Annotated in this window: 33 protein-coding genes; 4 read left to right on the top strand and 29 right to left on the bottom strand. The window is 68.9% G+C overall.

What is annotated here, in order from left to right; translation table 11 throughout:
* Positions 1-35 precede the first annotated feature (35 nt).
* From rpsM to rpsJ, 27 genes are all read right to left on the bottom strand, one after another.
* A complete protein-coding gene (rpsM, locus tag ACFWU9_RS10820) occupies positions 36-416 on the bottom strand; it encodes a 30S ribosomal protein S13 (protein ID WP_384316451.1) in 381 nt (126 codons plus the stop codon).
* Between the two features lie 189 nt (positions 417-605).
* Positions 606-719 carry a 50S ribosomal protein L36 gene (rpmJ, locus tag ACFWU9_RS10815; protein ID WP_003956441.1) on the bottom strand — a complete coding sequence of 38 codons (114 nt, stop codon included), beginning with the start codon at positions 717-719 and terminating at the stop codon, positions 606-608.
* Positions 720-774: 55 nt separating this feature from the next.
* Positions 775-996 carry a translation initiation factor IF-1 gene (gene infA, locus ACFWU9_RS10810; RefSeq protein ID WP_003956442.1) on the bottom strand — a complete coding sequence of 74 codons (222 nt, stop codon included), beginning with the start codon at positions 994-996 and terminating at the stop codon, positions 775-777.
* Between the two features lie 228 nt (positions 997-1,224).
* Positions 1,225-2,061, bottom strand: a complete 837-nt coding sequence (gene map, locus ACFWU9_RS10805; protein WP_384316595.1) for a type I methionyl aminopeptidase — start codon at positions 2,059-2,061, stop codon at positions 1,225-1,227.
* Between the two features lie 174 nt (positions 2,062-2,235).
* On the bottom strand, positions 2,236-2,898 hold the full coding sequence (locus tag ACFWU9_RS10800; RefSeq protein ID WP_384316449.1) for an adenylate kinase: 663 nt from the start codon (positions 2,896-2,898) through the stop codon (positions 2,236-2,238).
* On the bottom strand, positions 2,898-4,217 hold the full coding sequence (gene secY / locus ACFWU9_RS10795; RefSeq protein WP_078075536.1) for a preprotein translocase subunit SecY: 1,320 nt from the start codon (positions 4,215-4,217) through the stop codon (positions 2,898-2,900). Before secY ends, ACFWU9_RS10800 begins: the two co-directional genes overlap by 1 nt.
* 266 nt (positions 4,218-4,483) lie before the next feature.
* Positions 4,484-4,939 (bottom strand): 50S ribosomal protein L15, encoded by a 456-nt coding sequence (rplO, locus tag ACFWU9_RS10790; protein WP_023539328.1) that lies wholly within the window; start codon positions 4,937-4,939, stop codon positions 4,484-4,486.
* 1 nt (position 4,940) lies between these two features.
* The gene (gene rpmD, locus ACFWU9_RS10785; protein ID WP_329383108.1) at positions 4,941-5,123 is read right to left on the bottom strand and encodes a 50S ribosomal protein L30; all 183 of its coding nucleotides are present in this window, start codon (positions 5,121-5,123) and stop codon (positions 4,941-4,943) included.
* On the bottom strand, positions 5,123-5,725 hold the full coding sequence (gene rpsE, locus ACFWU9_RS10780) for a 30S ribosomal protein S5 (protein WP_023539330.1): 603 nt from the start codon (positions 5,723-5,725) through the stop codon (positions 5,123-5,125). Before rpsE ends, rpmD begins: the two co-directional genes overlap by 1 nt.
* Before the next feature lie 46 nt (positions 5,726-5,771).
* The gene (gene rplR / locus ACFWU9_RS10775) at positions 5,772-6,155 is read right to left on the bottom strand and encodes a 50S ribosomal protein L18 (RefSeq protein WP_384316447.1); all 384 of its coding nucleotides are present in this window, start codon (positions 6,153-6,155) and stop codon (positions 5,772-5,774) included.
* A gap of 2 nt (positions 6,156-6,157) precedes the next feature.
* The gene (gene rplF / locus ACFWU9_RS10770; protein ID WP_384316445.1) at positions 6,158-6,697 is read right to left on the bottom strand and encodes a 50S ribosomal protein L6; all 540 of its coding nucleotides are present in this window, start codon (positions 6,695-6,697) and stop codon (positions 6,158-6,160) included.
* 21 nt (positions 6,698-6,718) lie between these two features.
* Positions 6,719-7,117, bottom strand: a complete 399-nt coding sequence (gene rpsH, locus ACFWU9_RS10765) for a 30S ribosomal protein S8 (RefSeq protein WP_023539333.1) — start codon at positions 7,115-7,117, stop codon at positions 6,719-6,721.
* A gap of 211 nt (positions 7,118-7,328) precedes the next feature.
* Positions 7,329-7,514, bottom strand: coding sequence for a type Z 30S ribosomal protein S14 (locus ACFWU9_RS10760; RefSeq protein WP_003948630.1), 186 nt, complete (start codon positions 7,512-7,514; stop codon positions 7,329-7,331).
* Positions 7,515-7,516: 2 nt separating this feature from the next.
* Positions 7,517-8,074: a 50S ribosomal protein L5 gene (gene rplE, locus ACFWU9_RS10755; RefSeq protein WP_384316443.1), complete on the bottom strand. Its 558-nt coding sequence runs from the start codon at positions 8,072-8,074 to the stop codon at positions 7,517-7,519.
* Entirely contained in the window at positions 8,074-8,397 is a 324-nt protein-coding gene (gene rplX / locus ACFWU9_RS10750) for a 50S ribosomal protein L24 (protein WP_189107648.1), read from the bottom strand. The genes rplE and rplX overlap by 1 nt, the downstream gene beginning before the upstream one ends.
* A gap of 2 nt (positions 8,398-8,399) precedes the next feature.
* A complete protein-coding gene (gene rplN, locus ACFWU9_RS10745; RefSeq protein WP_023539336.1) occupies positions 8,400-8,768 on the bottom strand; it encodes a 50S ribosomal protein L14 in 369 nt (122 codons plus the stop codon).
* A gap of 119 nt (positions 8,769-8,887) precedes the next feature.
* Positions 8,888-9,178 carry a 30S ribosomal protein S17 gene (gene rpsQ, locus ACFWU9_RS10740; protein ID WP_384316441.1) on the bottom strand — a complete coding sequence of 97 codons (291 nt, stop codon included), beginning with the start codon at positions 9,176-9,178 and terminating at the stop codon, positions 8,888-8,890.
* Positions 9,178-9,402 (bottom strand): 50S ribosomal protein L29, encoded by a 225-nt coding sequence (gene rpmC / locus ACFWU9_RS10735; RefSeq protein WP_031230018.1) that lies wholly within the window; start codon positions 9,400-9,402, stop codon positions 9,178-9,180. Before rpmC ends, rpsQ begins: the two co-directional genes overlap by 1 nt.
* Positions 9,402-9,821 (bottom strand): 50S ribosomal protein L16, encoded by a 420-nt coding sequence (rplP, locus tag ACFWU9_RS10730; protein WP_023539339.1) that lies wholly within the window; start codon positions 9,819-9,821, stop codon positions 9,402-9,404. The genes rpmC and rplP overlap by 1 nt, the downstream gene beginning before the upstream one ends.
* 5 nt (positions 9,822-9,826) lie before the next feature.
* On the bottom strand, positions 9,827-10,687 hold the full coding sequence (rpsC, locus tag ACFWU9_RS10725; protein WP_384316439.1) for a 30S ribosomal protein S3: 861 nt from the start codon (positions 10,685-10,687) through the stop codon (positions 9,827-9,829).
* Positions 10,687-11,034: a 50S ribosomal protein L22 gene (gene rplV, locus ACFWU9_RS10720; RefSeq protein WP_189107821.1), complete on the bottom strand. Its 348-nt coding sequence runs from the start codon at positions 11,032-11,034 to the stop codon at positions 10,687-10,689. The genes rpsC and rplV overlap by 1 nt, the downstream gene beginning before the upstream one ends.
* Before the next feature lie 43 nt (positions 11,035-11,077).
* Positions 11,078-11,359 carry a 30S ribosomal protein S19 gene (gene rpsS, locus ACFWU9_RS10715; RefSeq protein ID WP_003966956.1) on the bottom strand — a complete coding sequence of 94 codons (282 nt, stop codon included), beginning with the start codon at positions 11,357-11,359 and terminating at the stop codon, positions 11,078-11,080.
* 14 nt (positions 11,360-11,373) lie between these two features.
* Positions 11,374-12,210 (bottom strand): 50S ribosomal protein L2, encoded by an 837-nt coding sequence (gene rplB / locus ACFWU9_RS10710; protein WP_023539343.1) that lies wholly within the window; start codon positions 12,208-12,210, stop codon positions 11,374-11,376.
* A 47-nt stretch (positions 12,211-12,257) separates the two neighbouring features.
* The gene (gene rplW, locus ACFWU9_RS10705; RefSeq protein ID WP_147874344.1) at positions 12,258-12,575 is read right to left on the bottom strand and encodes a 50S ribosomal protein L23; all 318 of its coding nucleotides are present in this window, start codon (positions 12,573-12,575) and stop codon (positions 12,258-12,260) included.
* Positions 12,575-13,234 carry a 50S ribosomal protein L4 gene (gene rplD / locus ACFWU9_RS10700; RefSeq protein WP_384316437.1) on the bottom strand — a complete coding sequence of 220 codons (660 nt, stop codon included), beginning with the start codon at positions 13,232-13,234 and terminating at the stop codon, positions 12,575-12,577. The genes rplW and rplD overlap by 1 nt, the downstream gene beginning before the upstream one ends.
* Before the next feature lie 4 nt (positions 13,235-13,238).
* Entirely contained in the window at positions 13,239-13,883 is a 645-nt protein-coding gene (rplC, locus tag ACFWU9_RS10695) for a 50S ribosomal protein L3 (RefSeq protein WP_384196794.1), read from the bottom strand.
* A gap of 14 nt (positions 13,884-13,897) precedes the next feature.
* Positions 13,898-14,206, bottom strand: coding sequence for a 30S ribosomal protein S10 (rpsJ, locus tag ACFWU9_RS10690; protein ID WP_003948644.1), 309 nt, complete (start codon positions 14,204-14,206; stop codon positions 13,898-13,900).
* Positions 14,207-15,145: 939 nt separating this feature from the next.
* On the opposite strand from rpsJ, the gene ACFWU9_RS10685 reads away from it, so the two are divergent.
* The 3 genes from ACFWU9_RS10685 (at position 15,146) to ACFWU9_RS10675 (ending at position 18,987) form a co-directional block, all read left to right on the top strand.
* The gene (locus tag ACFWU9_RS10685; protein ID WP_384316435.1) at positions 15,146-17,221 is read left to right on the top strand and encodes an alkaline phosphatase family protein; all 2,076 of its coding nucleotides are present in this window, start codon (positions 15,146-15,148) and stop codon (positions 17,219-17,221) included.
* Positions 17,222-17,431: 210 nt separating this feature from the next.
* Complete coding sequence (locus tag ACFWU9_RS10680) at positions 17,432-17,740, top strand: chaplin family protein (protein WP_384316433.1); 309 nt, start codon at positions 17,432-17,434, stop codon at positions 17,738-17,740.
* The gene (locus ACFWU9_RS10675) at positions 17,737-18,987 is read left to right on the top strand and encodes a hypothetical protein (RefSeq protein ID WP_384316431.1); all 1,251 of its coding nucleotides are present in this window, start codon (positions 17,737-17,739) and stop codon (positions 18,985-18,987) included. The genes ACFWU9_RS10680 and ACFWU9_RS10675 overlap by 4 nt, the downstream gene beginning before the upstream one ends.
* 72 nt (positions 18,988-19,059) lie before the next feature.
* On the opposite strand, the gene ACFWU9_RS10670 is transcribed toward ACFWU9_RS10675, so the two are convergent.
* Both ACFWU9_RS10670 and ACFWU9_RS10665 read right to left on the bottom strand, forming a co-directional pair.
* Positions 19,060-21,936 (bottom strand): poly(A) polymerase, encoded by a 2,877-nt coding sequence (locus tag ACFWU9_RS10670; RefSeq protein WP_384316430.1) that lies wholly within the window; start codon positions 21,934-21,936, stop codon positions 19,060-19,062.
* On the bottom strand, positions 21,936-23,642 hold the full coding sequence (locus tag ACFWU9_RS10665) for an RNA ligase family protein (RefSeq protein ID WP_384316428.1): 1,707 nt from the start codon (positions 23,640-23,642) through the stop codon (positions 21,936-21,938). The genes ACFWU9_RS10670 and ACFWU9_RS10665 overlap by 1 nt, the downstream gene beginning before the upstream one ends.
* 253 nt (positions 23,643-23,895) lie before the next feature.
* On the opposite strand from ACFWU9_RS10665, the gene ACFWU9_RS10660 reads away from it, so the two are divergent.
* Positions 23,896-24,570, top strand: a complete 675-nt coding sequence (locus ACFWU9_RS10660) for a hypothetical protein (RefSeq protein WP_384316426.1) — start codon at positions 23,896-23,898, stop codon at positions 24,568-24,570.
* Positions 24,571-24,702 lie beyond the last annotated feature (132 nt).

Here is a 24,702-nt window from a genome sequence, read left to right as displayed (position 1 = left end):
TACAGCGAAGACCGCTGATGAGCGTCCGCTGAGGACTACTTCTTGCCCGGCTTCTTCTTGCCGGCGATGGCGCGACGCGGACCCTTGCGGGTACGGGCGTTCGTGCTCGTGCGCTGGCCGTGGACCGGGAGGCCGCGGCGGTGACGCAGACCCTGGTAGCAGCCGATCTCGACCTTGCGGCGGATGTCGGCCTGGATCTCGCGACGGAGGTCACCCTCGGTCTTGAGGTTGTTGTCCACGTACTCGCGCAGCTTGACGAGGTCTTCCTCGGCAAGGTCGCGGACACGGACGTTGGGGTCGACGCCAGTGGCGGCGAGAGCCTCCTTGGACCGGGTGCGCCCGATGCCGAAGACATAGGTGAGGGCGACCTCGACGCGCTTTTCGCGCGGGAGGTCAACGCCTGCGAGGCGTGCCATTCATGGCTCCTGAGTGATTTCGGAGGTCTTCCGCAGTGACTCTCCCGGACTGTTGCGCTCTCTCCGGGTCCCCGGCCTCCGCCGGAGGTGTCGGCGCCATCAGCTGGTGCGGATGGCGTCGGACACTGCGTATATACGTTTGTTCGCTCGCGTCGCGCGAAGTACTGCGAGATGCAGGGGGGTCGTGCTTCAGCCCTGGCGCTGCTTGTGGCGCAGGTTGTCACAGATGACCATGACCCGACCGTGGCGGCGGATCACCTTGCACTTGTCGCAGATCTTCTTGACGCTCGGCTTGACCTTCATGGTGTGAGGTTCTCCGGGTCAGTGCCGGCACCCCGGGAGAGGGGTGAGGCAAGATCTACTTGTATCGGTAGACGATCCGGCCACGCGTCAGGTCGTAGGGAGACAGCTCCACCACTACCCGGTCATCGGGGAGGATACGGATGTAGTGCATCCGCATCTTGCCGCTGATGTGCGCGAGGACCTTGTGACCGTTCTGGAGCTCCACCTTGAACATGGCGTTCGGGAGGGACTCGATCACGGTGCCCTCAATTTCGATGGCACCTTGCTTCTTGGCCACGCTTCGCCCTTCGAATCGGCTACCTTGATCGATTCTGGACCCCCGTATGCGGACACACGGGTACACCAGAGCCGACGCGTCAGTCTACGGCAGGGCTCTCGAAAACACGAATCGTTGAGTTTGCCCACCCCGGGAGATCGTCAATCCTAGGACCCCCGCCCACACCCGTACGGCGCAACCCCCGGAGCAGGTTCTCCCCGTACCCCGCCCCGGCGCCGGGCCGGGCCGTCAGGCCAGCGGGTCCGGCGCCGCCGTGACGCCCAGCTCCGCCAGCTTCGCCCTGCCGCCGTCCACCGCCGTCAGGACCAGCGGGCCGTCCTCCGTGAGGGCCACCGAGTGCTCCCAGTGCGAGGACCATGTGCCGTCGGTCGTGATGACCGTCCACTCGTCGGCCAGGACCTCGGTCCGCGGCGTGCCGAGCGACACCATCGGCTCGATCGCCAGACAGAAGCCGGGGATCAGCTTCGGGCCCTTGCCGCGCTTCCGCGAGACGTAGTTCAGCAGATGCGGGTCCATATGCATCTGGGTGCCGATGCCGTGCCCGCCGTAGTCCTCGACGATGCCGTACTTGCCGCCGCCGGGCTTCGGCTGGCGGCGGATGTACGTCTCGATCGCCCGGGACACGTCGACCAGCCGGGCGCCGAGCCTCATCGCGGCGATCCCCGCCCACATCGACCCCTCGGTCACCCGGGAGAGCTCGATCAGCTCCGGAGCGTGACCGCCGCCCACGAAGGCCGTGAAGGCCGCGTCACCGTGCCAGCCGTCCACGATCGCGCCGGCGTCGATCGAGATGATGTCGCCGTCCTTCAGAACGGTCGTGGTGTCCGGGATCCCGTGCACCACCACCTCGTTGACCGAGGTGCAGATCGTCGCGGGGAACCCGCCGTAGCCGAGGAAGTTGGGCTTCGCGCCGTGGTCCGCGAGGACCTTGCGCGCGACCTCGTCCAGGTCCTTCGTGGTGGCCCCGGGCACCGCGGCCTCGCCCGTCGCCGCGTGGATCGCGGCGACGACCAGCCCGGCCTCGCGCATCTTCGCGATCTGCTCGGGAGTCTTGATCTCCACCATGACGGCGGCCTGCCTCACTCGTTCGATGAAACGCTGTCTCTGTCCGCGCCGAGACACCCACGGTAGTCCCCGGAACAGCAGTACGGCCGCGGTGCCCCTGGGGGCGCCCCGGCCGTATCACTGTGCCGTACTGTGCGGTGCCGCTTCGCGCCGTACCTCGCGGTGAACCGGGCCCTACGCGGCCCGGCCCCCCTCCTCGAGCGCCGCCATCGCGCGCTTGGTCACCTCGGCGACCTTGCCCAGCGCGGAGATGGTGACCACGAGGCCCTGCTCCCGGTAATGGTCGATGATCGGCTCGGTCTGCGTGTGGTAGACCTCCAGCCGGGTGCGGACCGTCTTCTCGGAGTCGTCGTCCCGCTGGTACAGCTCGCCGCCGCACTCGTCACACACGCCCTGCTCCTTCGGCGGGCTGTACGTGACGTGGAAGACGTGCGAGCTGTCGTTGCGGCAGATGCGCCGACCGGCGATCCGCTTGACCACCTCGTCCTCGTCGACCTCCAGGTCCAGCACGGCGTCCAGGTGCAGTCCCTCGGCCGTCAGCGCCTTGTCGAGCGCTTCGGCCTGCGAGACGTTCCGGGGAAAGCCGTCCAGGAGGAAGCCGTTCGCGGCGTCCGGCTGACCCATCCGATCCAGCGCCATCGCGATGGTGACCTCGTCGGGAACCAGGTTCCCGGCGTCCATGTAGCCCTTCGCCTGATTGCCGAGGTCGGTGCCCTGGCTGATGTTGGCGCGGAAAAGGTCACCGGTGGAGATGTGCGGAATGGAGAGGTTCTTGGCGAGGTACGCAGCCTGCGTTCCCTTGCCGGCACCGGGCGGTCCGACGAGGACGATTCGCATCAGCGGAGGAACCCTTCGTAATTACGCTGCTGGAGCTGGCTCTCGATCTGCTTCACGGTCTCCAGACCCACACCCACGATGATCAGGATGCTTGTCCCGCCGAACGGGAAGTTCTGGTTCGCGCCGCCGAAGCCTGCCAACGCCATCGTTGGGACGAGAGCGATCAACCCCAGGTACAGCGAGCCCGGCCAAGTGATCCGGTTGAGTACGTAACTCAGATACTCGGCAGTAGGTCGACCGGCCCGGATGCCCGGGATGAAGCCACCATACTTCTTCATGTTGTCCGCGACTTCTTCGGGGTTGAACGTGATGGCCACGTAGAAGAAGGCGAAGAACACGACCAGCACGAAGTAGGTCGCGATGTAGTACGGATGGTCGCCCTTGATGAAGTGGGCTTCGATCCACGTCTTCCAGCCCGACTGCGAACTGGAGAACTGCGCGATCAGCGCCGGGATGTAGAGCAGCGACGACGCGAAGATGACGGGGATCACACCCGCCTGGTTGACCTTCAGCGGAATGTACGTGGACGTACCGCCGTAGGACCTGCGGCCGATCATCCGCTTCGCGTACTGCACGGGGATCCGGCGCTGCGCCTGCTCGACGAAGACGACGAGACCCACCATCACGAAGCCGATCAGAATGACCGTGCCGAACTCGATCCAGCCCTGAGCGAGCTTGCCGCTCTCCTTGATGGCCCACAGCGCGCCGGGGAAGCCGGCGGCGATGGAGATGAACATCAGGATGGACATGCCGTTGCCGATGCCCTTGTCGGTGATCATCTCACCGAGCCACATGACGGCGGCGGTACCGGCGGTCATCGTGATGACCATCGTCACGGTGATGAAGATCGACTGGTCGGGAACGATCTCCGAGGCCACGGGGCAGCCGCTGAAGAGCGCGCCGCTGCGTGCGGTTGCCACCAGACCGGTGCCCTGGAGCACCGCGAGGGCGACTGTCAGGTATCGGGTGTACTGAGTGATCTTGGCCTGGCCGGACTGCCCTTCCTTCTTGAGGGCTTCGAGTCGGGGGATGACCACGGTCAGCAGCTGCAGGATGATGCTTGCCGTGATGTACGGCATGATGCCGAGCGCGAAGATCGTAATCTGCAGCAGCGCTCCGCCGCTGAACATGTTCACCAAGCCGAACAGGCTGTTGTTGCCCTTCTGGGCTGCGTCGACGCACGTCTGTACGTTCTCGTAGCTGACGCCCGGGACGGGGATGTGCGCCCCGAACCGGTACAGCACGATGATGAACAGCGTGAAGAGCAGCTTCTTGCGCAGGTCGGGCGTCTTGAACGCCCGGGCGAACGCGGTGAGCACGGTGCCTCCTGCGACCCCCGCGCTCGCGCGTCAAGGGTGACGGTCTTGAGGATCGACGGATACATATCAGGCAAAAAGCCACGCGACCACCCCGGCGGAGAGTCCGCGTGGCTCGGGGTCCGGGGGCGGACCCCCGGGTTCATACAGCAACAGTGCACGCCACCTTACCGGCGTACCCGCTCCACTAGGAACGACCAACCGGGGATGCCCCTTTTGAGAGGCACCCCCGGTTGGTCGTTCACCGCATCGAATTCGTCCGAGACGTCTCAGACGAGTTCGGTGACGGAGCCGCCGGCGGCGGCAATCTTCTCCTTGGCGGAGCCGGAAGCGGCGTCAACCGAAACCGTCAGTGCCACGGAGATCTCGCCCTGGCCCAGGACCTTGACGAGGCTGTTCTTGCGGACCGCACCCTTGTCGACCAGGTCGGCCACAGTGACCTCGCCACCCTGCGGGTAGAGCTCGGCCAGCTTGTCCAGGTTAACCACCTGGTACTCGGTACGGAACGGGTTCTTGAAGCCCTTGAGCTTCGGGAGACGCATGTGGAGGGGCATCTGCCCGCCCTCGAAGCGCTCCGGAACCTGGTAACGGGCCTTGGTGCCCTTGGTGCCACGACCCGCGGTCTTGCCCTTGGACGCCTCGCCACGGCCCACACGGGTCTTGGCGGTCTTGGCTCCGGGGGCAGGACGGAGGTTGTGGACCTTCAGCGGCTTCTGCTCCGCCATGTCAGTCGACCTCCTCAACCGTCACGAGGTGCCGCACGGTGTTGGCCATGCCGCGGAACTCGGGACGATCTTCCTTGACAACCACATCGTTGACCCGCTTGAGGCCGAGCGAACGAAGGGTCTCGCGGTGGTTCTGCTTGCTGCCGATGTACGACTTCGTCTGCGTGATCTTGAGACGGGCCATCACGCACCCGCTCCCGCACGCGCACGAAGCAGAGCCGCGGGGGCGACGTCCTCGAGGGGCAGACCGCGGCGGGCCGCGATCTCCTCGGGACGCTGCAGACCCTGGAGGGCCGCCACGGTCGCGTGCACGATGTTGATCGGGTTCGACGAGCCGAGCGACTTCGACAGGATGTCGTGGACGCCGGCGCACTCGAGCACCGCACGCACCGGGCCACCGGCGATGACGCCGGTACCGGGGGACGCGGGCTTGAGCAGGACGACGCCCGCCGCCTTCTCACCCTGGATCGGGTGCGGGATGGTGCCCTGGATACGGGGGACCTTGAAGAAGTGCTTCTTGGCCTCCTCAACACCCTTGGCGATGGCGGCCGGCACCTCCTTGGCCTTGCCGTAACCGACACCCACGGTGCCGTCACCGTCGCCCACCACGACCAGCGCGGTGAAGCTGAAGCGACGACCACCCTTCACGACCTTGGCGACACGGTTGATCGCGACGACACGCTCGACGTACGCGGTCTTCTCGGCGGCAGCGCCACCGTCACGGCCCTTCCGGTCCCGCCGCTCGCCGCCACCGGCACCGCTTCCGCGGCGCTGGGGTCCAGCCATTGGATTTACCTCTCTCTGTTACGTCCGCTAGCTCCGGAACCGGGGCTTAGAACTTCAGCCCGGCTTCACGGGCGGCGTCAGCCAGAGCGGCAATCCGCCCGGCGTACTGGTTGCCACCACGGTCGAACACGACGGCCTCGATACCGGCGGCCTTGGCGCGCTCGGCGACCAGGGCACCCACCTGCTGTGCCTGGGCGCTCTTGTCGCCTTCGCCACCGCGGATCGAGGAGTCCAGGCTCGACGCCGAGGCGAGCGTGTGGCCCGCGATGTCGTCGATGACCTGGGCCACCATGTGGCGGTTGGAACGCGTCACAACGAGCCGGGGGCGGACCTGCGTGCCCGAGACCTTCTTGCGTACGCGGATGTGACGGCGCTTGATGGCAGCGGCCTTGTAGGCCTTGCCCTTGGCGATCTTTACACCGAATGCCATGGCTACTTGCCCGCCTTTCCGACCTTGCGGCGGATGACCTCGCCCGCGTACTTGACGCCCTTGGCCTTGTACGGGTCGGGCTTCCGCAGCTTGCGGATGTTCGCCGCGACCTCGCCGACCTTCTGCTTGTCGATGCCCTCGACACTGAGCTTCGTCGGGGACTCGACCTTGAAGGTGATGCCCTCGGGGGCCTCGACGGTGATCGGGTGGCTGTATCCGAGCGCGAACTCCAGGTTGGAGCCCTTCGCCTGGACGCGGTAACCGACACCGCTGATTTCGAGCGCCTTGCTGTATCCCTGGGTCACACCGGTGATCATGTTCGCCACCAGCGTGCGGGACAGGCCGTGCAGGGCCTTGTTCTGACGCTCGTCGTTCGGGCGCAGCACCTTGAGAGTGCCGTCGTCGCCCTTGGTGACCTCGATCGGCGCCGCCACGGTGTGCGAGAGGGAACCCTTGGGGCCCTTCACCGCGACCGTACGGCCGTCGATGGTGACGTCCACACCGGTGGGAACCTGGATGGGGAGCTTGCCGATTCGCGACATGAGCTTTTCCTCCGTTCCCGACTACCAGACGTAGGCGAGGACTTCCCCACCTACGCCCTTCTTGCCTGCCTGCTGGCCCGTCAGAAGACCATGGGACGTGGAGATGATCGCCACGCCCAGGCCGCCGAGCACCTTGGGCAGATTGGTGGACTTGGCGTACACGCGCAGACCCGGCTTCGAGATGCGCTTGATGCCGGCGATCGAACGCTCGCGGTTCGGGCCGAACTTCAGCTCGAGGGTGAGGCTCTTGCCGACCTCGGCGTCCTCGACCTTCCAGCCGGTGATGAAGCCCTCCTGCTGGAGGATCTCCGCGATGTGCGACTTGATCTTGCTGTGCGGCATCTCGACGGTGTCGTGATACGCCGAGTTCGCGTTACGCAGACGCGTGAGCATGTCTGCGATGGGATCAGTCATGGTCATGAATTGGCCTTCGGCCTCTCTCGCCGGGGTTTCCTGTATGCGCCATCCCTCTCCCCGCTCGACGGCGGGACGGGTGCGGTGCGGGGACCTACGGCGTAGTAAGTTTTGGGCGCCGGACGCCCAACCCCCCAAGCCTACGGCATGGAAAGCAGGGCATCCGCCGACCAGTTGCTTACCGAGAGCTTCTGGTTGATTCCTCCCGGGGGAGGAACTACCAGGAGCTCTTGGTGACGCCCGGCAGCTCGCCGCGGTGTGCCATCTCACGAAGGCAGACACGGCAGAGGCCGAACTTGCGGTAGACGGAGTGGGGACGCCCGCAGCGCTGGCAGCGGGTGTAACCGCGCACGCCGAACTTCGGCTTGCGGGCGGCCTTAGCGATCAGAGCCTTCTTCGCCACGGTCAGTTCTCCTTGAACGGGAAGCCGAGGTGACGAAGGAGGGCACGACCCTCGTCGTCGTTGGTCGCCGTGGTCACCACGGTGATGTCCATGCCCCGGACCCGGTCGATCTTGTCCTGGTCGATCTCGTGGAACATGACCTGCTCCGTGAGACCGAAGGTGTAGTTGCCACGGCCGTCGAACTGCTTGGGCGACAGGCCGCGGAAGTCACGGATACGCGGCAGCGCGAGCGACAGCGTACGGTCCAGGAACTCCCACATGCGGTCACCGCGGAGGGTGACGTGGCAGCCGATCGGCTGCCCCTCGCGCAGCTTGAACTGCGCGATCGACTTGCGGGCCTTGGTCACGGCCGGCTTCTGGCCGGTGATCGTGGTGAGGTCCTTGATGGCACCCTCGATCAGCTTGGAGTCGCGGGCGGCGTCGCCCACACCCATGTTGACCACGATCTTGACGAGACCGGGGACCTGCATGACGTTCTCGTACGAGAACTCCTCACGCAGCTTGCCGGCGATCTCCTCGCGGTAGCGCAGCTTCAGACGCGGCGCGGTTGTGGTCGTCATCAGATGTCCTCACCGGTCCGCTTGGCAACGCGGATCTTGTTGCCCTCGTCGTCAAAGCGGTACCCGACGCGGGTGACGACCTTCTTGCCGTCCTTCTCCACGACCAGCTGAACGTTGCTGATGTGGACAGGGGCCTCGGTCGTCACGATGCCGCCGGTCTGCGAACCACGCGCGGTCTGGCCGGCCTTGGTGTGCTTCTTGACCCGGTTGACACCCTCGACGAGGACACGGTTCTGCGTGGGGTAGGCCACGATGACCTTGCCCTGCTTGCCCTTGTCCTTACCGGTGATGACCTGAACCAGGTCGCCCTTCTTGATCTTCATGCTTACAGCACCTCCGGCGCGAGCGAGATGATCTTCATGAACTTCTTCTCGCGCAGCTCACGGCCCACCGGGCCGAAGATACGGGTGCCACGAGGGTCGCCGTCGTTCTTCAGAATGACGGCGGCGTTCTCGTCGAAGCGGATGTACGAGCCGTCCTGGCGGCGGCGCTCCTTCACGGTGCGAACGATGACCGCCTTGATGACGTCACCCTTCTTCACGTTGCCACCGGGGATCGCGTCCTTGACGGTGGCGACGATGACGTCACCGATACCCGCGTAGCGGCGACCCGAGCCACCGAGAACACGGATGCAAAGGATCTCCTTGGCACCAGTGTTGTCGGCGACACGCAGTCGCGACTCCTGCTGGATCACGTCTATCTCCTGATCGTCTGCCGGTTCCCGGCGGGGGCCGGCCTGTTACGGCCGGCCCCCGCCGAGCCTGGCGGAACTACTCCCAGAGAATGCCCTGGGAGGGATTGCTCGGCCTCGGGTTACTTGGCCTTCTCAAGGATCTCGACGATGCGCCAGCGCTTCGTCGCGGACAGCGGCCGGGTCTCCATGAGGAGGACACGGTCGCCGATCCCGGCGGCGTTCTGCTCGTCGTGCGCCTTGAGCTTGTTCGTACGGCGGATGACCTTGCCGTACAGGGCGTGCTTCACACGGTCCTCGACAGCGACGACGACGGTCTTGTCCATCTTGTCGCTGACGACGAGACCCTCACGGGTCTTGCGGAATCCGCGCTCGCTCTTGGGGGTCGTCTCGGTCACGTTGCTCTCAGTCATCAGGCGCTCTCCACCGTCTCGATGCCCAGCTCGCGCTCACGCATCAGGGTGTAGATCCGCGCGATGTCCTTCCGGACCAGCTTCAGCCGGCCGTGGTTCTCGAGCTGACCGGTCGCCGCCTGGAAGCGGAGGTTGAACAGCTCTTCCTTGGCCTCGCGAAGCTTGTCGACAAGCTCCTCGTTGCCCAGTTCACGCAGCTCGGACGCCTTGGTAACGGCCGCCATCACGACTCACCTGCCTCGCGCCGAACGATGCGGCACTTCATCGGAAGCTTGTGGGCGGCGCGGGTGAGCGCCTCCTTGGCAACCTTCTCGTTCGGGTAGGACAGCTCGAACATCACCCGGCCGGGCTTGACGTTCGCGATCCACCACTCGGGAGAACCCTTACCGGAACCCATGCGGGTCTCGGCGGGCTTCTTGGTGAGCGGACGGTCCGGGTAGATGTTGATCCAGACCTTGCCGCCACGCTTGATGTGGCGGGTCATCGCGATACGGGCCGCCTCGATCTGGCGGTTCGTCACGTATGCCGGGGTCAGCGCCTGGATGCCGTACTCGCCGAACGCAACCTGCGTGCCACCCTTGGACATTCCGCTGCGCTTCGGGTGGTGCTGCTTGCGGTGCTTGACCCTACGGGGGATCAGCATTTCGGTCAGGCCTCCGTTCCGCCGGTAGAAGTGGGCGCGGCCTCCGCTGCCGGAGCAGCCGTGGCACCGGCCTTCGCCGACTCGGGCGCCTCGGCGCCCGGAGCCTGCTGGGGCTTGCGGCCACCGCGACCGCCACGCTCGCCACCGCGGCCACCGCGGCCGGCCGGACGGTCGTTGCCGCCGCCACGGGCCGGGCGGTTGCCCGCGCGCGCCGCGGCGTTCTCGGCGCGCACCTCGGCGATGTTCTTGACGTCGCCCTTGTAGATCCAGACCTTCACACCGATACGGCCGAAGGTCGTCTTGGCCTCGAAGAAGCCGTAGTCGACGTTGGCGCGGAGCGTGTGCAGGGGCACGCGGCCCTCGCGGTAGAACTCCGAGCGCGACATCTCGGCGCCGCCGAGGCGGCCACCGCACTGGATCTTGATGCCCTTGGCGCCGGCCTTCATCGTCGACTGCATGCTCTTGCGCATGGCGCGACGGAAGGAGACACGCGAGGACAGCTGCTCGGCGACGGCCTGGGCCACCAGCTGAGCGTCCACCTCGGGGTTCTTGACCTCGAGGATGTTCAGCTGGACCTGCTTGCCGGTCAGCTTCTCCAGCTCGCCGCGGATACGGTCGGCCTCGGCGCCGCGGCGGCCGATGACGATGCCCGGACGTGCGGTGTGGATGTCCACGCGGACGCGGTCACGGGTGCGCTCGATCTCCACCTTGGAGATACCGGCACGCTCCATCCCCTTCGTCATCATGCGACGAATGGCGACGTCTTCCTTGACGTAGTCCTTGTACAGCTTGTCGGCATACCAGCGGGACTTGAAGTCCGTGGTGATACCGAGCCGGAACCCATGCGGGTTAACCTTCTGGCCCATTACCGGGTTCCTTCCTTGCTGCTGACGACCACGGTGATGTGGCTGGTCCGCTTACGGATCCGGTAGGCGCGGCCCTGGGCACGCGGCCGGAACCGCTTCAGGGTCGGACCCTCGTCCACGTACGCCTCGCTGATGACCAGCGATGTGGCGTCGGAGTGGTCGTAGTTGTGCGCGGCGTTGGCAATGGCGCTGTCCAGCACCTTGCCGACCGGCACGCTCGCGGCCTGCGGGGCGAAACGCAGGACCGCCTGAGCCTCCGTGGCGTCCATGCCACGGATGAGGTCCACCACGCGGCGGGCCTTCATGGGCGTGACGCGGATGTACCGCGCCTGGGCCCTGGCTTCCATGGTTGTCCCTTCGGTGTAAGTCATAGTCGTTTCCACCCCGCGGTTAGCGGCGCTTCGACTTCCGGTCGTCCTTGACGTGGCCGCGGAAGGTGCGAGTCGGCGAGAACTCGCCGAGCTTGTGGCCGACCATCGACTCGGTGACGAACACCGGGACATGGATCTTGCCGTTGTGCACCGCGATGGTGTGGCCCAGCATTGCCGGGACGATCATCGAGCGACGGGACCAGGTCTTGATGACGTTCTTGGTGCCAGCTTCGTTCTGGACATCCACCTTCTTGATGAGGTGGCCGTCGACGAAGGGCCCCTTCTTGAGACTGCGCGGCATCTGAAAACCCGCTCCTAGCGCTTCTTGTTCGTCTTGCGGCGGCGGACGATGTACTTGTTGCTCGCCTTCTTCGGCGAACGCGTACGACCTTCCTTCTGACCCCACGGGCTGACCGGGTGGCGACCACCGGAGGTCTTGCCCTCACCACCACCGTGCGGGTGGTCGACGGGGTTCATCGCGACACCGCGGACGGTCGGGCGCACGCCCTTCCAGCGCATACGGCCGGCCTTGCCCCAGTTGATGTTCGACTGCTCGGCGTTGCCGACCTCACCGATGGTGGCGCGGCAGCGGACGTCGACCAGCCGGATCTCTCCGGACGGCATACGAAGGTGGGCCATGGAGCCCTCCTTCGCCAGCAGCTGGACCGAAGTGCCCGCGGAGCGGGCGAACTTCGCGCCGCCGCCGGGACGCAGCTCGATGGCGTGGATGGTCGTACCGACCGGGATGTTGCGCAGCGCCAGGTTGTTGCCGGGCTTGATGTCGGCGGACGGGCCGTTCTCGACACGGCTGCCCTGCGTCAGACCACGCGGCGCGAGAATGTAGCGCTTCTCGCCGTCCGCGTAGTGCAGGAGCGCGATGCGCGCGGTGCGGTTCGGGTCGTACTCGATGTGCGCGACCTTGGCCGGCACGCCGTCCTTGTCGTGACGGCGAAAATCGATCAGGCGAAATGCGCGCTTGTGGCCGCCGCCCTGGTGGCGAACGGTCACACGACCGGCGTTGTTACGGCCGCCCTTGCTGTGCAGAGGGCGGACCAGCGACTTCTCCGGCGTGGACCGCGTGATCTCGACAAAGTCGGCGACGCTGGAGCCACGACGGCCCGGGGTCGTCGGCTTGTACTTGCGGATACCCATTTCTCAGTCCTCGGAATATTCCGGACTTCGACACGATCCGACTTCCGCTAGGAAGTCGGGCCGCCGAAGATGTCGATACGGTCGCCCTCGGCGAGGGTCACGATGGCGCGCTTGGTGTCGGCGCGCTTGCCGAAACCGGTGCGGGTGCGCTTGCGCTTGCCCTGCCGGTTGATCGTGTTGACCCCGGTGACCTTGACCGAGAAGACCGCCTCGACGGCCTGCTTGATCTGGGTCTTGTTGGAGCCGGGCGCGACGATGAACGTGTACTTGTTCTCGTCGAGCAGCGCGTAGCTCTTCTCGGACACCACGGGCTTGACGAGAACGTCACGCGGGTCCGTGAAGGTCTTGCTGGTGATCTCGGCCATCAGGCTTCGCTCCCCTCGGTCTCGGCAGTCTGTCGCGCAGCCCCGCCGGACACGAAGGACTCGAAGGCGGCCTTGGTGAAGACCACGTCGTCGGAGACAAGCACGTCGTACGTGTTGAGCTGTCCCGGGTCCAGCAGGTGGACCTCGGGGAGGTTGCGCGCGGAGAGCCACGCGGCCTCGTCGCTCCGCTCGACGACCAGGAGCACGTGCTTGCGCTCACTGACCTTGCCGAGCAGGGTCTTGGCGGCCTTGGTGGACGCCGCGCCCTCGACCACGTCGGAGACGACGTGGACACGAGCGTTGCGGGCCCGGTCGGTGAGGGCTCCGCGCAGGGCGGCGACCTTCATCTTCTTGGGGGTCCGCTGCGAGTAGTCACGCGGGGTGGGGCCGTGTACGACGCCACCGCCGGCGAACTGCGGCGCACGGGTCGAACCCTGACGGGCGCGGCCGGTGCCCTTCTGGCGGTAGGGCTTCTTGCCACCACCACGGACCTCGCCACGGCGCTTGACCTTGTGCGTGCCCTGACGGGCGGCGGCCAGCTGCGCGACGACGACCTGGTGGATCAGCGGAATGCTGACCTTCGCGTCGAAGATCTCGGCCGGGAGCTCAACGGTCCCGGTCTTGTCGCCCGAGGGCGACACGATGTCGATGGTGCTCATGTCTTCAGGCCCCCTTCGCCGCGGTGCGGACCAGGACGAGGCCGCCGTTCGGACCGGGGACCGCGCCCTTGATGAGGAGCAGGCCCTTCTCCGCGTCAACGGCGTGAACGGTCAGGTTCTGGGTGGTGACCCGCTCGTTGCCCATGCGACCCGCCATGCGGAGGCCCTTGAACACACGGCCCGGGGTGGCACAGCCACCGATGGAGCCGGGAGAGCGGTGCTTGCGCTGGGTTCCGTGACCGGCGCCGAGGCCCTTGAAGTTGTGACGCTTCATGACACCGGCGAAGCCCTTGCCCTTGCTCTTGCCCGTGACGTCCACGCGGACGCCGGACTCGAACACGGCGGCGGTGACCTCCTGGCCGAGCGTGTACTCGCCGGCGTCGGAGGTGCGGAGCTCCACCAGGTGGCGGCGGGGGGTCACGTCGGCCTTGGCGAAGTGGCCCTTGAGGGGCTTGTTCACCTTGCGCGGGTCGATCTCGCCGAAGGCGATCTGGACCGACTCGTAGCCGTCGGAGTCATTCGTACGGACCTGGGTAACGACGCAGGGTCCGGCCTTGACCACGGTCACCGGGACGACACGGTTGTTCTCGTCCCAGACCTGGGTCATGCCGAGCTTCTCGCCCAGGACACCCTTGATCTGCTTTGCCATCTCTTCCGCGCCTCTCAGAGCTTGATCTCGATGTCGACGCCGGCCGGAAGGTCCAGGCGCATCAACGAGTCAACGGTCTTGGGCGTCGGGTCGAGAATGTCGATCAGGCGCTTGTGCGTGCGCATCTCGAAGTGCTCGCGCGAGTCCTTGTACTTGTGCGGCGACTTGATGACGCAGTACACGTTCTTCTCAGTGGGCAGCGGCACCGGGCCCGCGACCGACGCACCAGTGCGAGTCACCGTCTCGACGATCTTCTTCGCCGAAGAGTCGATGACCTCGTGGTCGTAGGCCTTGAGCCGGATGCGGATCTTCTGTCCCGCCATGGCTACTCAGTAGTCCTGTCTCTCGAAACGCTCTGGACCCGGTTGGGCTGTGCACCGTTCTCTCCGACCCACGCGGTCGGGCGTGTCGCAATCCCTTCACGTACGAATCCCGAAGGATTCCCTGCGAGGGGGTGCGGGCCCTGACGACCGCGAGACCGGGGAAGAACGCCCACCGGGTGCCTGGCCGGTACCCCGCTGACACTTCCCGGAAGATTCCCGTACGTCCGCCCCAGCGCTGCCCTGAGGGGCAGATGGGGACGACGAGTACTGTGGGACTCGCTTCCGGTCCTCCCGGCGGGAGGCGCGCAGCATCGGCACTCAACCGAGCAACCTGAGCAGTGTGCCACAAGGCCCGGAGCCCTGGCCAATCGCGGCCGGAGAGCGTACCCCACGGGGTGAGCGGCGAATCCTCGGGTGGACGTGAAGCGCAGGACGGGCGTGGCCGGAGTCCCCCGAACAGGAGGACACTGGAATACAGAGGTGCATCATGCGCAAAGTAGTCGATTACCGAGAAATCCCCACGGAAACGGACTGCACGCTCGCGATCACGGGCGAGACGGACGAACCACCCCCTCCCCCCGCACCCCCGCCCCACCCCCAAGAGAACACGGCAGAACTCCACACCCAGATCCGCCCCAACCTGAGGGACGAGATGCCGGGGATGCCGTGAGGACCGGCGGTTGACCGGAAGGGCCCGGTACCGGACTGCCGGGTTCGGCGCCCGGACGCGTACGCGATGAAGCTCGCCCAGGCGGTGGAGGCGAGCGCGTTTCGCGGTCTGGCCTTGGTGCGGGCTTTGCGAACGCCCTGGCTGTTGGCCGTCTGGGGGTCGATGCGCCGGTGGTCAGCCCTCGGGCGGTGTTCATGCCGTGTTGGCGTTCGGGCTGTGGCATGAGGTGGTTGTAGCGACCACCGAATTTGCCCAGGCAAGGAGCACCCATGGCCCCCGATCCGATCCCAACTGCCCCCGGCCCGGAACAACCCGGCACCACCCGTCGGCGGTTCATCCAGGGCACCGGCGTCACCGCCGGGACGCTGATGCTCGGCGCGGCCGCGGGGGCGGGCGGTGGCGCGTACGCCGCGCAGAAGCCGCCGCACGGCCACGACCACGACAGTGACCTGCCGCGCGGCTTCAAGGGCACCATGGCCGACCTCAAGCACATCGTGATCCTGATGCAGGAGAACCGGTCGACCGACCACTACTTCGGCACGTTCCCCGGCATCCGCGGCTTCAACGACAAGCAGGCGCTGCGCTTCCAGGACGGCACCACCGTCTTCCAGCAGAAGGACGCCAACGGCTCGGTCGTCACCCCGCAGGTCGACGACAGCAGTTGGGGCAACGACCACGGGGCCTGGGGCGACGTCGACCACCGCACGTGGGACCAGTGGGTGCGGCACAACGGCGCCAGCTGCATGAACCACCACAGCGACGCCTACATGGGCTTCTACCACTCGGTCGCCGCCCAGTACACGATCGCCGACCAGAACTTCTCCTCCGAGTTCGGGCCGACCGACCCGAACCGCAAGTACCTGTGGAGCGGTACCGCCAACAGCGAGACCGGCAACACCGACGAGTCCAACTACTCCCGCTCCTGGACCACCGTGGCCGAGCAGCTCCAGGACGTCGGCATCGACTGGCGGCTGTACTCGGACAACAGCGGCGACGGGCGCCAGGGTTACATCAGCACCTGGGTCGGCGACTACGGCGACAACGAGCTCAAGTACTTCAAGGGGTTCGACCCGGAGGGACTCGGCCCCGACGACCCGAAGCTGCGGCCCGGCACCGGGCTGATCTGGCGCGGCAACGCCACGTACTACTCCGGCATGACCTCCCCGAACGACGACTCCGAGGAGAACCTCGACGCCGTCCTCAAGAACTTCCGGGACGCCTGCCGGCCCGGCGCCGAGCACCCGCTGCCCGCCGTGTCCTGGATCGTCGCGCCGTACGGCTGGTCCGAGCACCCGGACGCGGACGCCAGGCACGGCGAGCGCTACGTCAACAGGGTGCTCGACATCCTGCAGAGCAACCCCGACATCTGGGACCACACCCTCTTCATCCTCAACTACGACGAGAACGACGGGAAGTTCGACCACGTCCTGCCGCCGTGGCCCGAGGCGGGCACGCCCCGCGAGTACGCCGGTGACTACCCGCTCGGCCTCGGTCCCCGGGTACCGATGCTGCTGGTGTCGCCGTGGTCCCGCGGCGGCCACGTCGCCTCGGAGGTCTTCGACCACACCTCGACGATCAAGTTCCTGGAGGTCTGGGCGGAGCACCTGGGCAAGCCCTTCCGCTCCCCCAACATCAGTGAGTGGCGGCGCTCGATCGCCGGTGACCTGACCAGCGCGCTCGACTTCGCCCACCCGCGGCCCGGTCCGGCCACCTTCACCGACCCGCTGGCCGAGCAGTCCGTATCGGTCGCCGCCCGGCACATGACGCCGCGCCCGCTGGGTTTCCACCCGCACGCGACGCTCTCGGAGGACCACAGGTCCGGAACGGTCACCGCCAGGATGACCCTGTCCGGCGGCCCGAAGGGCAAGGCCCTGAGCTTCCAGGTGTTCCCCGACAAGTACCGGCCGTTCTCCAACACCCCGTTCACCGTCACCGCGCGCACGCCGCGCGAGTACACCTGGGACACGAAGGCCACCGACGGCAGGTACGCCTTCTCGATCTACTCCAACGACGGCTTCGTACGCTCCTTCGCCGGCCAGGTCCGCCCCGCCGGAAAGGGTGGCCTCCCCCGCGTCGACGTCGACCTGCGCAAGGGCGAGGGCGCCGAGCACGAGGCTCGCGTGGAGGTCACGCTGCGCAACGACGGCAAGGAGCCGGTGCGCTACACGCTCACCGCTCACGACTACCTCGGCCACACCCGGAGGGTCACGGTCGAGCACGGCGGGTCGAAGGTCGTCACCTGGCCCACCCAGGACGGCTACTACGACCTGGTCGTCACCGTCGACACCGACACCACCTGGACTCAGCGCTACGCCGGCCGGATCGCCGACACCGCCGCGCACTGACCGGCCGGGGCGGCCGCGGGACGGCTCATGACCACCGGGCCCCGGGAAACCGCGGCCCGGTGGATCAGGGAAGCGCCGGGCCGTCGCCGCCCCGTGACCGCCCACGTGTCGGGAGCCCGGTTCTCTCGTTGGAGGGTTTGCGGTCCGGGTCCGTCCGGCCCGCGTGGTCTCTACCGGCGCCGACGCGGTGCCGGGCGAAGGAGGAACGCGATGGGTACGAAGGTGCGGTACGTGGGCGAGGGCGCCGGACGTGTGGGGGCGCGGGTCGCGGTGCTGGGCGCGGTGGCCGGGGCGGCGTTGCTTCCGGCCGGGGCCGCTCAGGCGAACATCGTCGGGATCGGGAACGCGGTCTTCGGCAACTCCTGTGCCATTCAGGGCAGTTCGGGGGCCGCAGGTGCCACGGTGGGCGGAAGCGGGGTCGCGAACGGCAACCAGACCGCCCTGCCGTTGAGCCTGTCGCGGAACCACTGCGGCAACAGCGGCATCATCTGCACCGCCATCATCCCCGCCAGCGTGTGACCGGTCCGACGGCCGTGAGCGGGACGGCGGTGGAGGCGCTGCTGTCCCTGAGCGGGCAGGCGCTGCCGCTGCTGCGCCGGTGGGTCGGCTCGGATCCGGGCTGTGGCGTGGCGCGGGCCCTGCTCGCGCTGGCCACCGGTGACCGGTGGTCCGAGCCGGTGCTGAAGGAACAGCTGGTGATCGCCCACCGCGACGCGCTGGCCGCCGGTGAGCGGGAGGCGAGCCTGGTGTACGGGGTGTTCCTGCATACGCACCGGCAGTACCGGCTCACCTCCGACCACCTGACCGGGCACTTCACCCGCTGGCCCGCCGACGAGCTGGGTGGCCTCATGCTGGGCGCCTTCTTCCACAGCGAGGACGCCGCCTACCGCCGACAGGGCGACGCCCTGGTCGAGCAGCAGGCGACGGTCGCGGGCCCCGAGAGCTGGCCATGGCAGAGCTGGCTGGCCTCGACCAGGGCGGAGCAGGGCCGGGTGCGGGAGGCGCACGAACTGGCCGGGCACGCGCTGGGCCTGTATCCCCGCTCGGGGGTGGCGGCGCACGCCCTCGCGCACGCCGAGCACGAGCTGGGAGCGGGACACGCCTCCACGGCTTTCCTGGACGAGTGGCTCGGGGAGGACCCCGGGGCCGTACAGGCGGGCCATCTGAACTGGCACGCGGCTCTCCAGTCCCTCGCCTGCGGCGACTTCGCGGACACGCGCCGACGGGCGGACACCGCTCTGGCGCGTACGGATGTCGGCATGCGCGCCGCCACGAACTGGCGCCTGCTGCTGGCGGGTCAGGAACCGGCCGGCCGGAGCGATCCCGTCCACGTACGGGAACTGCTCGCCGCACCGGGCGGGATGGCGGAGGTCTTCCACACCTTCAACCTGGCCCTCGCCCTGGCCGTGGAGGCCGCCACCGAGGACCTGCACATCCTGGCCCGGCGAGCCGCCGCCGACGAACGTCCCGACTACCGGGAGGTCCTGGCCCCGGTGGTACGGGCGCTGGCCGAGATCACCGCGGGCCGGGCACGGGTCGCGGTGGACCTGCTCAGCGGCCTGGGCGAGGACGCCGAACGAATCGGCGGGGTGCGCGTCGAACGGGAGATCATCCAGGACACCCTCGCCCGCGCCCTCGTGGACGCGGGCGAGCCCGCGCGCGCGGCCGAACTGCTCCACCACCGCACCACCACGCGCGGCCACCACACCTACGAGGACCTTCTCCTCACCGCCCGCACCCCGGCCGGCATGGCCCCCGCCCCCTGACCCACCGGGCCGCCGGGCCGCCAAGTCACCGAGCCACCGGGTCGCGGCCCTCCGCGACCCGGACGCCGCGGATCAGCGGAGCGTGGGGACGTCGCCGCCCCGGGCCCACGTCACCTCCACGTCCCGAAGACCACGGCCCCACGGCTCCACGATCGCCGCGAGCGCGGCGGCGTCCGGTGGATCCGCGCCCAGGCCGATCGCGTAACGGACACGGTCGCGCTCCGTCGCGTACGGGCGCGGCCAGGCGTGGGCGTCGCGTACCCCGGCCGCTTCGAGAGCCGTGAGCAGCGCCCGTACGCGGCCACGGAAGCGGCCCAGCGTGTCCGGGCGGCGCGTGGACACCGTGGCCACCGCCCAGGCGGCGTGGCGGCGGTGGAGGGGCGGGGGTGCGGCGAGTGCGGGGGCGGCGGCCGACTCCAGGAGTTCCCAGGCGCGGTAGAGCTCCGTGACCAGCAGGTCGCGGTGGCCGAGGCCGACCTGGGCCGTGCAGCTGCGGATCGGGGCGGTCGGGGTCAGGACCGTGACCGGGGCGATGACCCCCGTATCCGGTACGGGAGTCAGGGAGACCACGTCACGCCAGTCCCAGGCCGCCCACGTGCCGAAGAACTGCCCGAGCAGGTCATCGGGCGAGAGGTCCTCCGCCTCCATGACCGTGCGCGCCGACAGCACCGCCCAGGCCAGACCGGGCAGCCCGCCGAACGGCGCCGAGTCCAGGCCGCGCGCCGCCGCCCACGTCTTCACGTCCCTCGCCAGCCCGGCGAAGGCCGCGTGCCGGTCGCCGACGGCGTCCCGTACGGCCGCCGCGTCGCTCACCGCGCTCAGCGCGACCGCCGCCGCCTCGCCCAGTTCGTCGCGTCGGTCCACCGCCGAGGAAGGGGGCATGTCGCCCGTCGCGACGATCGCCAGGTCCACGCCCAACTCGCCCACCGTGAACCGGAGTCCGGGCACACGTGCGCCCACCACCTCCCGTACGGGAGATGCGGGCGGCAGCACGGCGGTCACCCGCCGCCGTGTCCCGTCCACGTCCACCGCCGCGCCCGGCAGCGCCGCCACCAGGTCCAGGTCCGCCCCGGCGGGGGCGCACCCCATCCGGCGCGAGCCCACGACGTGTACGACGCCGTCGGCCAGCGTCCGGGCGAGGAGCCGCGCGGTCCTGTCGGCGTCACCGGCCGGCCGGCGCGCGGGCGGTGCGTCCTCCGGAAGCCAGGTGATCGCGCCCGTGCCGAGCGCGACCGTCGCCCGTACCCGCATCGGCTCGTCGCCCCGCCGCGACAGCAGCGCCAACTCCCCGACGCCGACCGGCACTTCGCCAAGCCGCGCCTCGATCCCCGCCGCCGCCCGCCGCGGGTCCCGGCTGCGCCCCAGGGTCAGATGCGGTGTGAAGCCCTCGGCGCGCCGTCCGCCGCAGCGCGGGAAGCGGTGTTCCAGCGCGCCCCGCAGCTCCACCCACGCCGAGCCCCCGTCCCCCGCCGGATCCAGCCAGAGCGTGGCGTCCTCACGGTGACCGAAGGTGTGCACCCCGCCCAGCCGCGCGGTGAAGGGCGCGGTCTCGGCGGCGGCAGCGGCGAGCAGCGGCGCCGCGCGCTCGAAGTCGGACTCCGGTACGAAGCCGAAGAGCAGGTTCACGTGCGGCGGCCAGCGGTCGACCTGCGGGTCGTGCTCCCGTCGGACGGCCTCGATGGGAGCCCACCGTGCGCGAGGCGGTATCCACGCGACGGCCGTACGAGCGGTGGCCTCGGCGTCCAGCGCGCCCGTGGACGTGGACGTGAAAGTGGACGTGGCCGTCGACGTGGACGTGGACGTGGCGGACGCCCCGAGGGCGACCTCCGCCTCCACCCCGAAGTGGTCGGACGGGTACAGCCCCCGCGCGTCCGGCGTGTCCCCGCGCAGCGCCGCCCCCGCCACGACACCGCTCCCCCGCAGCAGCACCCGGTCCAGCCGCCCGGCGCGGCCCGACAGCGACGACACCGCCGCCAGCGGATTGGTGACCGGATCGAACGTGGGCGTCGAGTCCTCGGAGCCGTACACCTCGCTCCAGGCGTCCCGCAGCCCGAGCGCCGCGGCCGGGCCTCCGGGCCCGCCGGCGCCGTCGTTGAAGTCACCGAGCAGGAGCACGTCCCGCGTGTCGATACCGCCCAACCCCTCGGCGAGCGCGGTCAGTTCGGCGCGGCGCCGGTCCGCGCCGTCCGTGGAGTGGTCGCTGCTCAGATGCGTACAGGCCACGACGAGCGGACCGGTGGCGGTCTCGACGGTGAGCGCGGTGACCGCCTTGTGGGGGCCGAGCACGTGCCGTCCCGCCTCCCGTACCGGAAGGCGGCTGAGAAGCAGCAGACCCGTGTCGTCGACGTGGCGCCCGCCCGGGTCGGTGCCGATGACGTAACTCGCCCGCACCCAGGGTGCGTTCAGGAGCATCGCGAGCAGGTCGGCCTCGACCTCCTGGAGGGCGACGACGTCGGCCTCCGACTCCCGCAAAGCCTTGAGCAGCAGGGGCCGGCGGGCCGCGGTGTGGACGCGGTCGCTGTCGTAGCGGTCCCAGAGGGTGTTCCAGGTCAGTACGCGCAGCGAGGCGGGAGCGCGTACGGAACCGACGCCGGAGCCGGAGCCGGGACCGGCGCCCGAGCCGGGACCCGTGGGCACCCACCCGCCGCCCTCGTACCCGTACGGCGTGCACGCCGTGAAGAACGGCGCCCGCAGCAGCCGCGCGTGCCGCACCCGCCCGGCGTCCGTCTCGTCGATGCGGTCGACGCCGGTCGCGCGGTCCCAGACCACCTCGCCGTCCGCCTCCACGAACAGCACCCGGTGCCACGGGATCTCGCCCCCGGGCACGAACGCGGGCAGCGGAATCCGGCCGGGGACCGTACCGCGCCGGCTGACGCCGAGGACGAAGCGCGCGGGATCGAAGCGCGGGTCCCAGCGGACCTGGTGGTAGAGCTGATCACTGGTGCGCATCACGGTCCCCCGCTCCCGATGTCGTCGGCGTCCCCGACGGTGCCCGTCGCCCCGACGTACCACGTACGGTGCGCGTCCCCCGGATACGGCGGTACGAACCGCCGCAGCTGTCCCGCGAGCACCTCGGCCGGCACCGGGTGCGGCCGTACCCCGTTGCGCCTGACCAGTTCGGCCTCGTCCACGAGCAGCACGGCGTGCGTGACGAACGCGTCGCGCCGCCGCGCCACCGCCTGCACGAGCGAGCGCTGCCGCCGGTTGAGCGAGGTGGCGTCCCACACGACCGTGCCACCGGCCGCGAGCGCCCGGTCGAGGCGGTCGAGACCGTCCCGGAGGATGTCCCCGTTGGCTCCTTGGTCGGCGCGCGCACCGCGCTCCTCGCGCAGGTCGTCCAGCGAGATCCGCGTCCCCACGCCGGTGAGTCCTCCTACGAAGGTGCTCTTTCCGCTCCCCGAGGGGCCGACGAGCTGGATCAGGGAGGGGAAGTCCCCGGACCGCCACCGCCAGGTCGCGGCCACGGCCTCCTCGACGGTGGTCAGACGCCCGTCGGCCCACGCGTCGCGCGCCTGCGCCCAGCACCGTTCGACGGCGTTCGGACCGAGCCCTTCGAGCGCGTCCCGCAACCCGCGCCGCAGCGCCTCCAGCGGCTCGCGGTCCAGCAGCCCCGCCTCCTCGGCGTGCAGCGCCGACCACTCGACCTGCTCCCGCGCCTGCGCGTTCCGCGCGTGGACGCCCGCGACGGCGTGCAGTACGCCCAGATCGGCGGCGAGGGCCATCCGCGCGAGCCCGGCACGGCGCTCGTCGTCCGGGAACGGCCCGTGGGGGCGGGCATGCAGACCCACCAGGTCGGCGACGCGACGCGCCTGCGCCATCCCGAGGGGCGCCACGAGCGCCGCCGCGAGCCGGCCGCGCGGGACGTCGTGGCAGAGCGCGGCGAGGACCCCGTTCAGCCGGTCGTCCCCGAAGCGGCCGGCGGCGTCGAGCCGTACGGCGACCTCCCCCGCGGCGTCCTGGTCGCCCTCGACGCCCACCGTCCTCGCGACGGCCCCCGCGTCCACCGGGCCCCCGGACCGCACGTCCCACAACGCCGACCCCGCCCCGCGCCCGTTCTCCACGACGGTGGCGTGCATCCAGTGCGTATCGGTCGCCACGTGGTGCGGCCGGACCCACTTGGCGAGCCGGCGCCCGAACTCCCCGCGTACGAAGCCGTCGACGGTCCGTACGACGTACCCCTCCTGCCGCGCGAGGTCCAACGTGAGCTTCCGCAGGGCCCGTTCGTCGTAGATCCCGCGCCAGAGCACGGCCGGAACGGGAATCCCGAGCCGCCGCAGGAAGCGCACGGTCTCGTCCCAGCCGAGACACCACTCGCCGTCCCAGACGGAGAAGCCGTAGAACCAGCTCTCCAGGGACTCGTACGCGATCGAGTGACGCGCGTACAGGTTCTCCCCGCACACCCGTGTGCCGGCCGGGATCCGCGGACCGATCCGGCCCTGGAGCGCCTTCACCCAGGCCCGTGACGGATGGTGCCCGGAGTCCAGGGAACGGGCGTGCAGGCCGTCGCCGTACAGGGTCGTGTTCTCGCCGTCCATCTTCTCGGTGACGACGACCTCCCGCCCGCGCAGCCCGTCCAGATCGCCGACGCGGACGTCGTCCGAGGCGACGCCCGGCGACCAGGGCACATGCACGGTCCGCGGATACGACGTACGCATGCCCCACACTCCCCCGTCGCCCGTGCCCACCGACCCCGCCAACCCTAGGAGTCGCGACCGGACCGGATCCATCGATTAAGGGACGGGGCACTCCGGCCCCCGGACCGGGGGTGATGCCAGGAACACCCCGATCGGGTCCCCAGGCCCAGCGACGAGAAGCAGCCAGTGGCGAAAGATTTCAGCCGTCGGCAGGCGTCAGCGCGGCCCGACGGACCAACACGACATCAACAAACAGCTCCCTGGGGGAACACCCATGAACGAGATCCTCGCCCGGCGCTTCGCCGGCATCGCGGCGATATCGACCGCCGCCGCGCTCATCCTCGAAGTGCCCCTGTACTTCGTCTACTCGGGCCCGCCGCCGGACGGCAACGTCCTCGCCAGACTGCTCATCGGCATCTTCGCCCTCGCGTTCCTGATCGCCTTCGCGACCGGGTTCCGGGAACTCGTCAAGCGCGTACGGCCCGAGTACGAATGGGCCGGCACCCTCGCATTCGCCTCCGGGCTGGCGTACGTGATCGTCACGCTGGTCTCGCACGGTCTGGAGGCGGGCGAGGTCATCCGGGCCGAGGAGTCGATCGATCCGACGATCGCCGTCTCGGGGACGTACATCCTGTACGGCACGATCGGCCGCGTCCTGCTGGCGATGTTCGTGGCGTCCATGGCGTTCGCGATCTCCCGCACGGGGCTGCTCCCCCGCTGGACGGCCCGCTCCGGCTACGTCCTGGCGGCCCTCAGCCTGGCCTTCGTCCCGTCGCTGTTCTTCGGCAACGACCCGGCCGACTTCTACGCGGCCAACGGCTGGGGCACCACCGCCTCGATGGGCGCGGTCCTGAGCTACTGGCTGCTGGCCCTGGGCATCTCCACGTACCGCAGCGCCGGGCGCGTCCCGGGGCCCGCCCAGCCCCTGACGCCCTCGCTCCGGCACTGAAACCTCCCACCGCCCGCCGCGCCTCGCGGACAGAGAAGTGTGGGGCACGCAAAATAACGCCGCGTACGCCAGCGGGTTACCCTGTATGGGGTTCGGGCCATGATGAATCAAACATATAGTGGTAAAAATGGA

The organism is Streptomyces sp. NPDC058653 (genome assembly GCF_042716895.1).
Classification (GTDB): Bacteria; Actinomycetota; Actinomycetes; order Streptomycetales; family Streptomycetaceae; genus Streptomyces.
The sequence above is the reverse complement of the archived record's forward strand: the minus strand, read 5'-3'. Positions and strand labels throughout refer to the sequence as shown.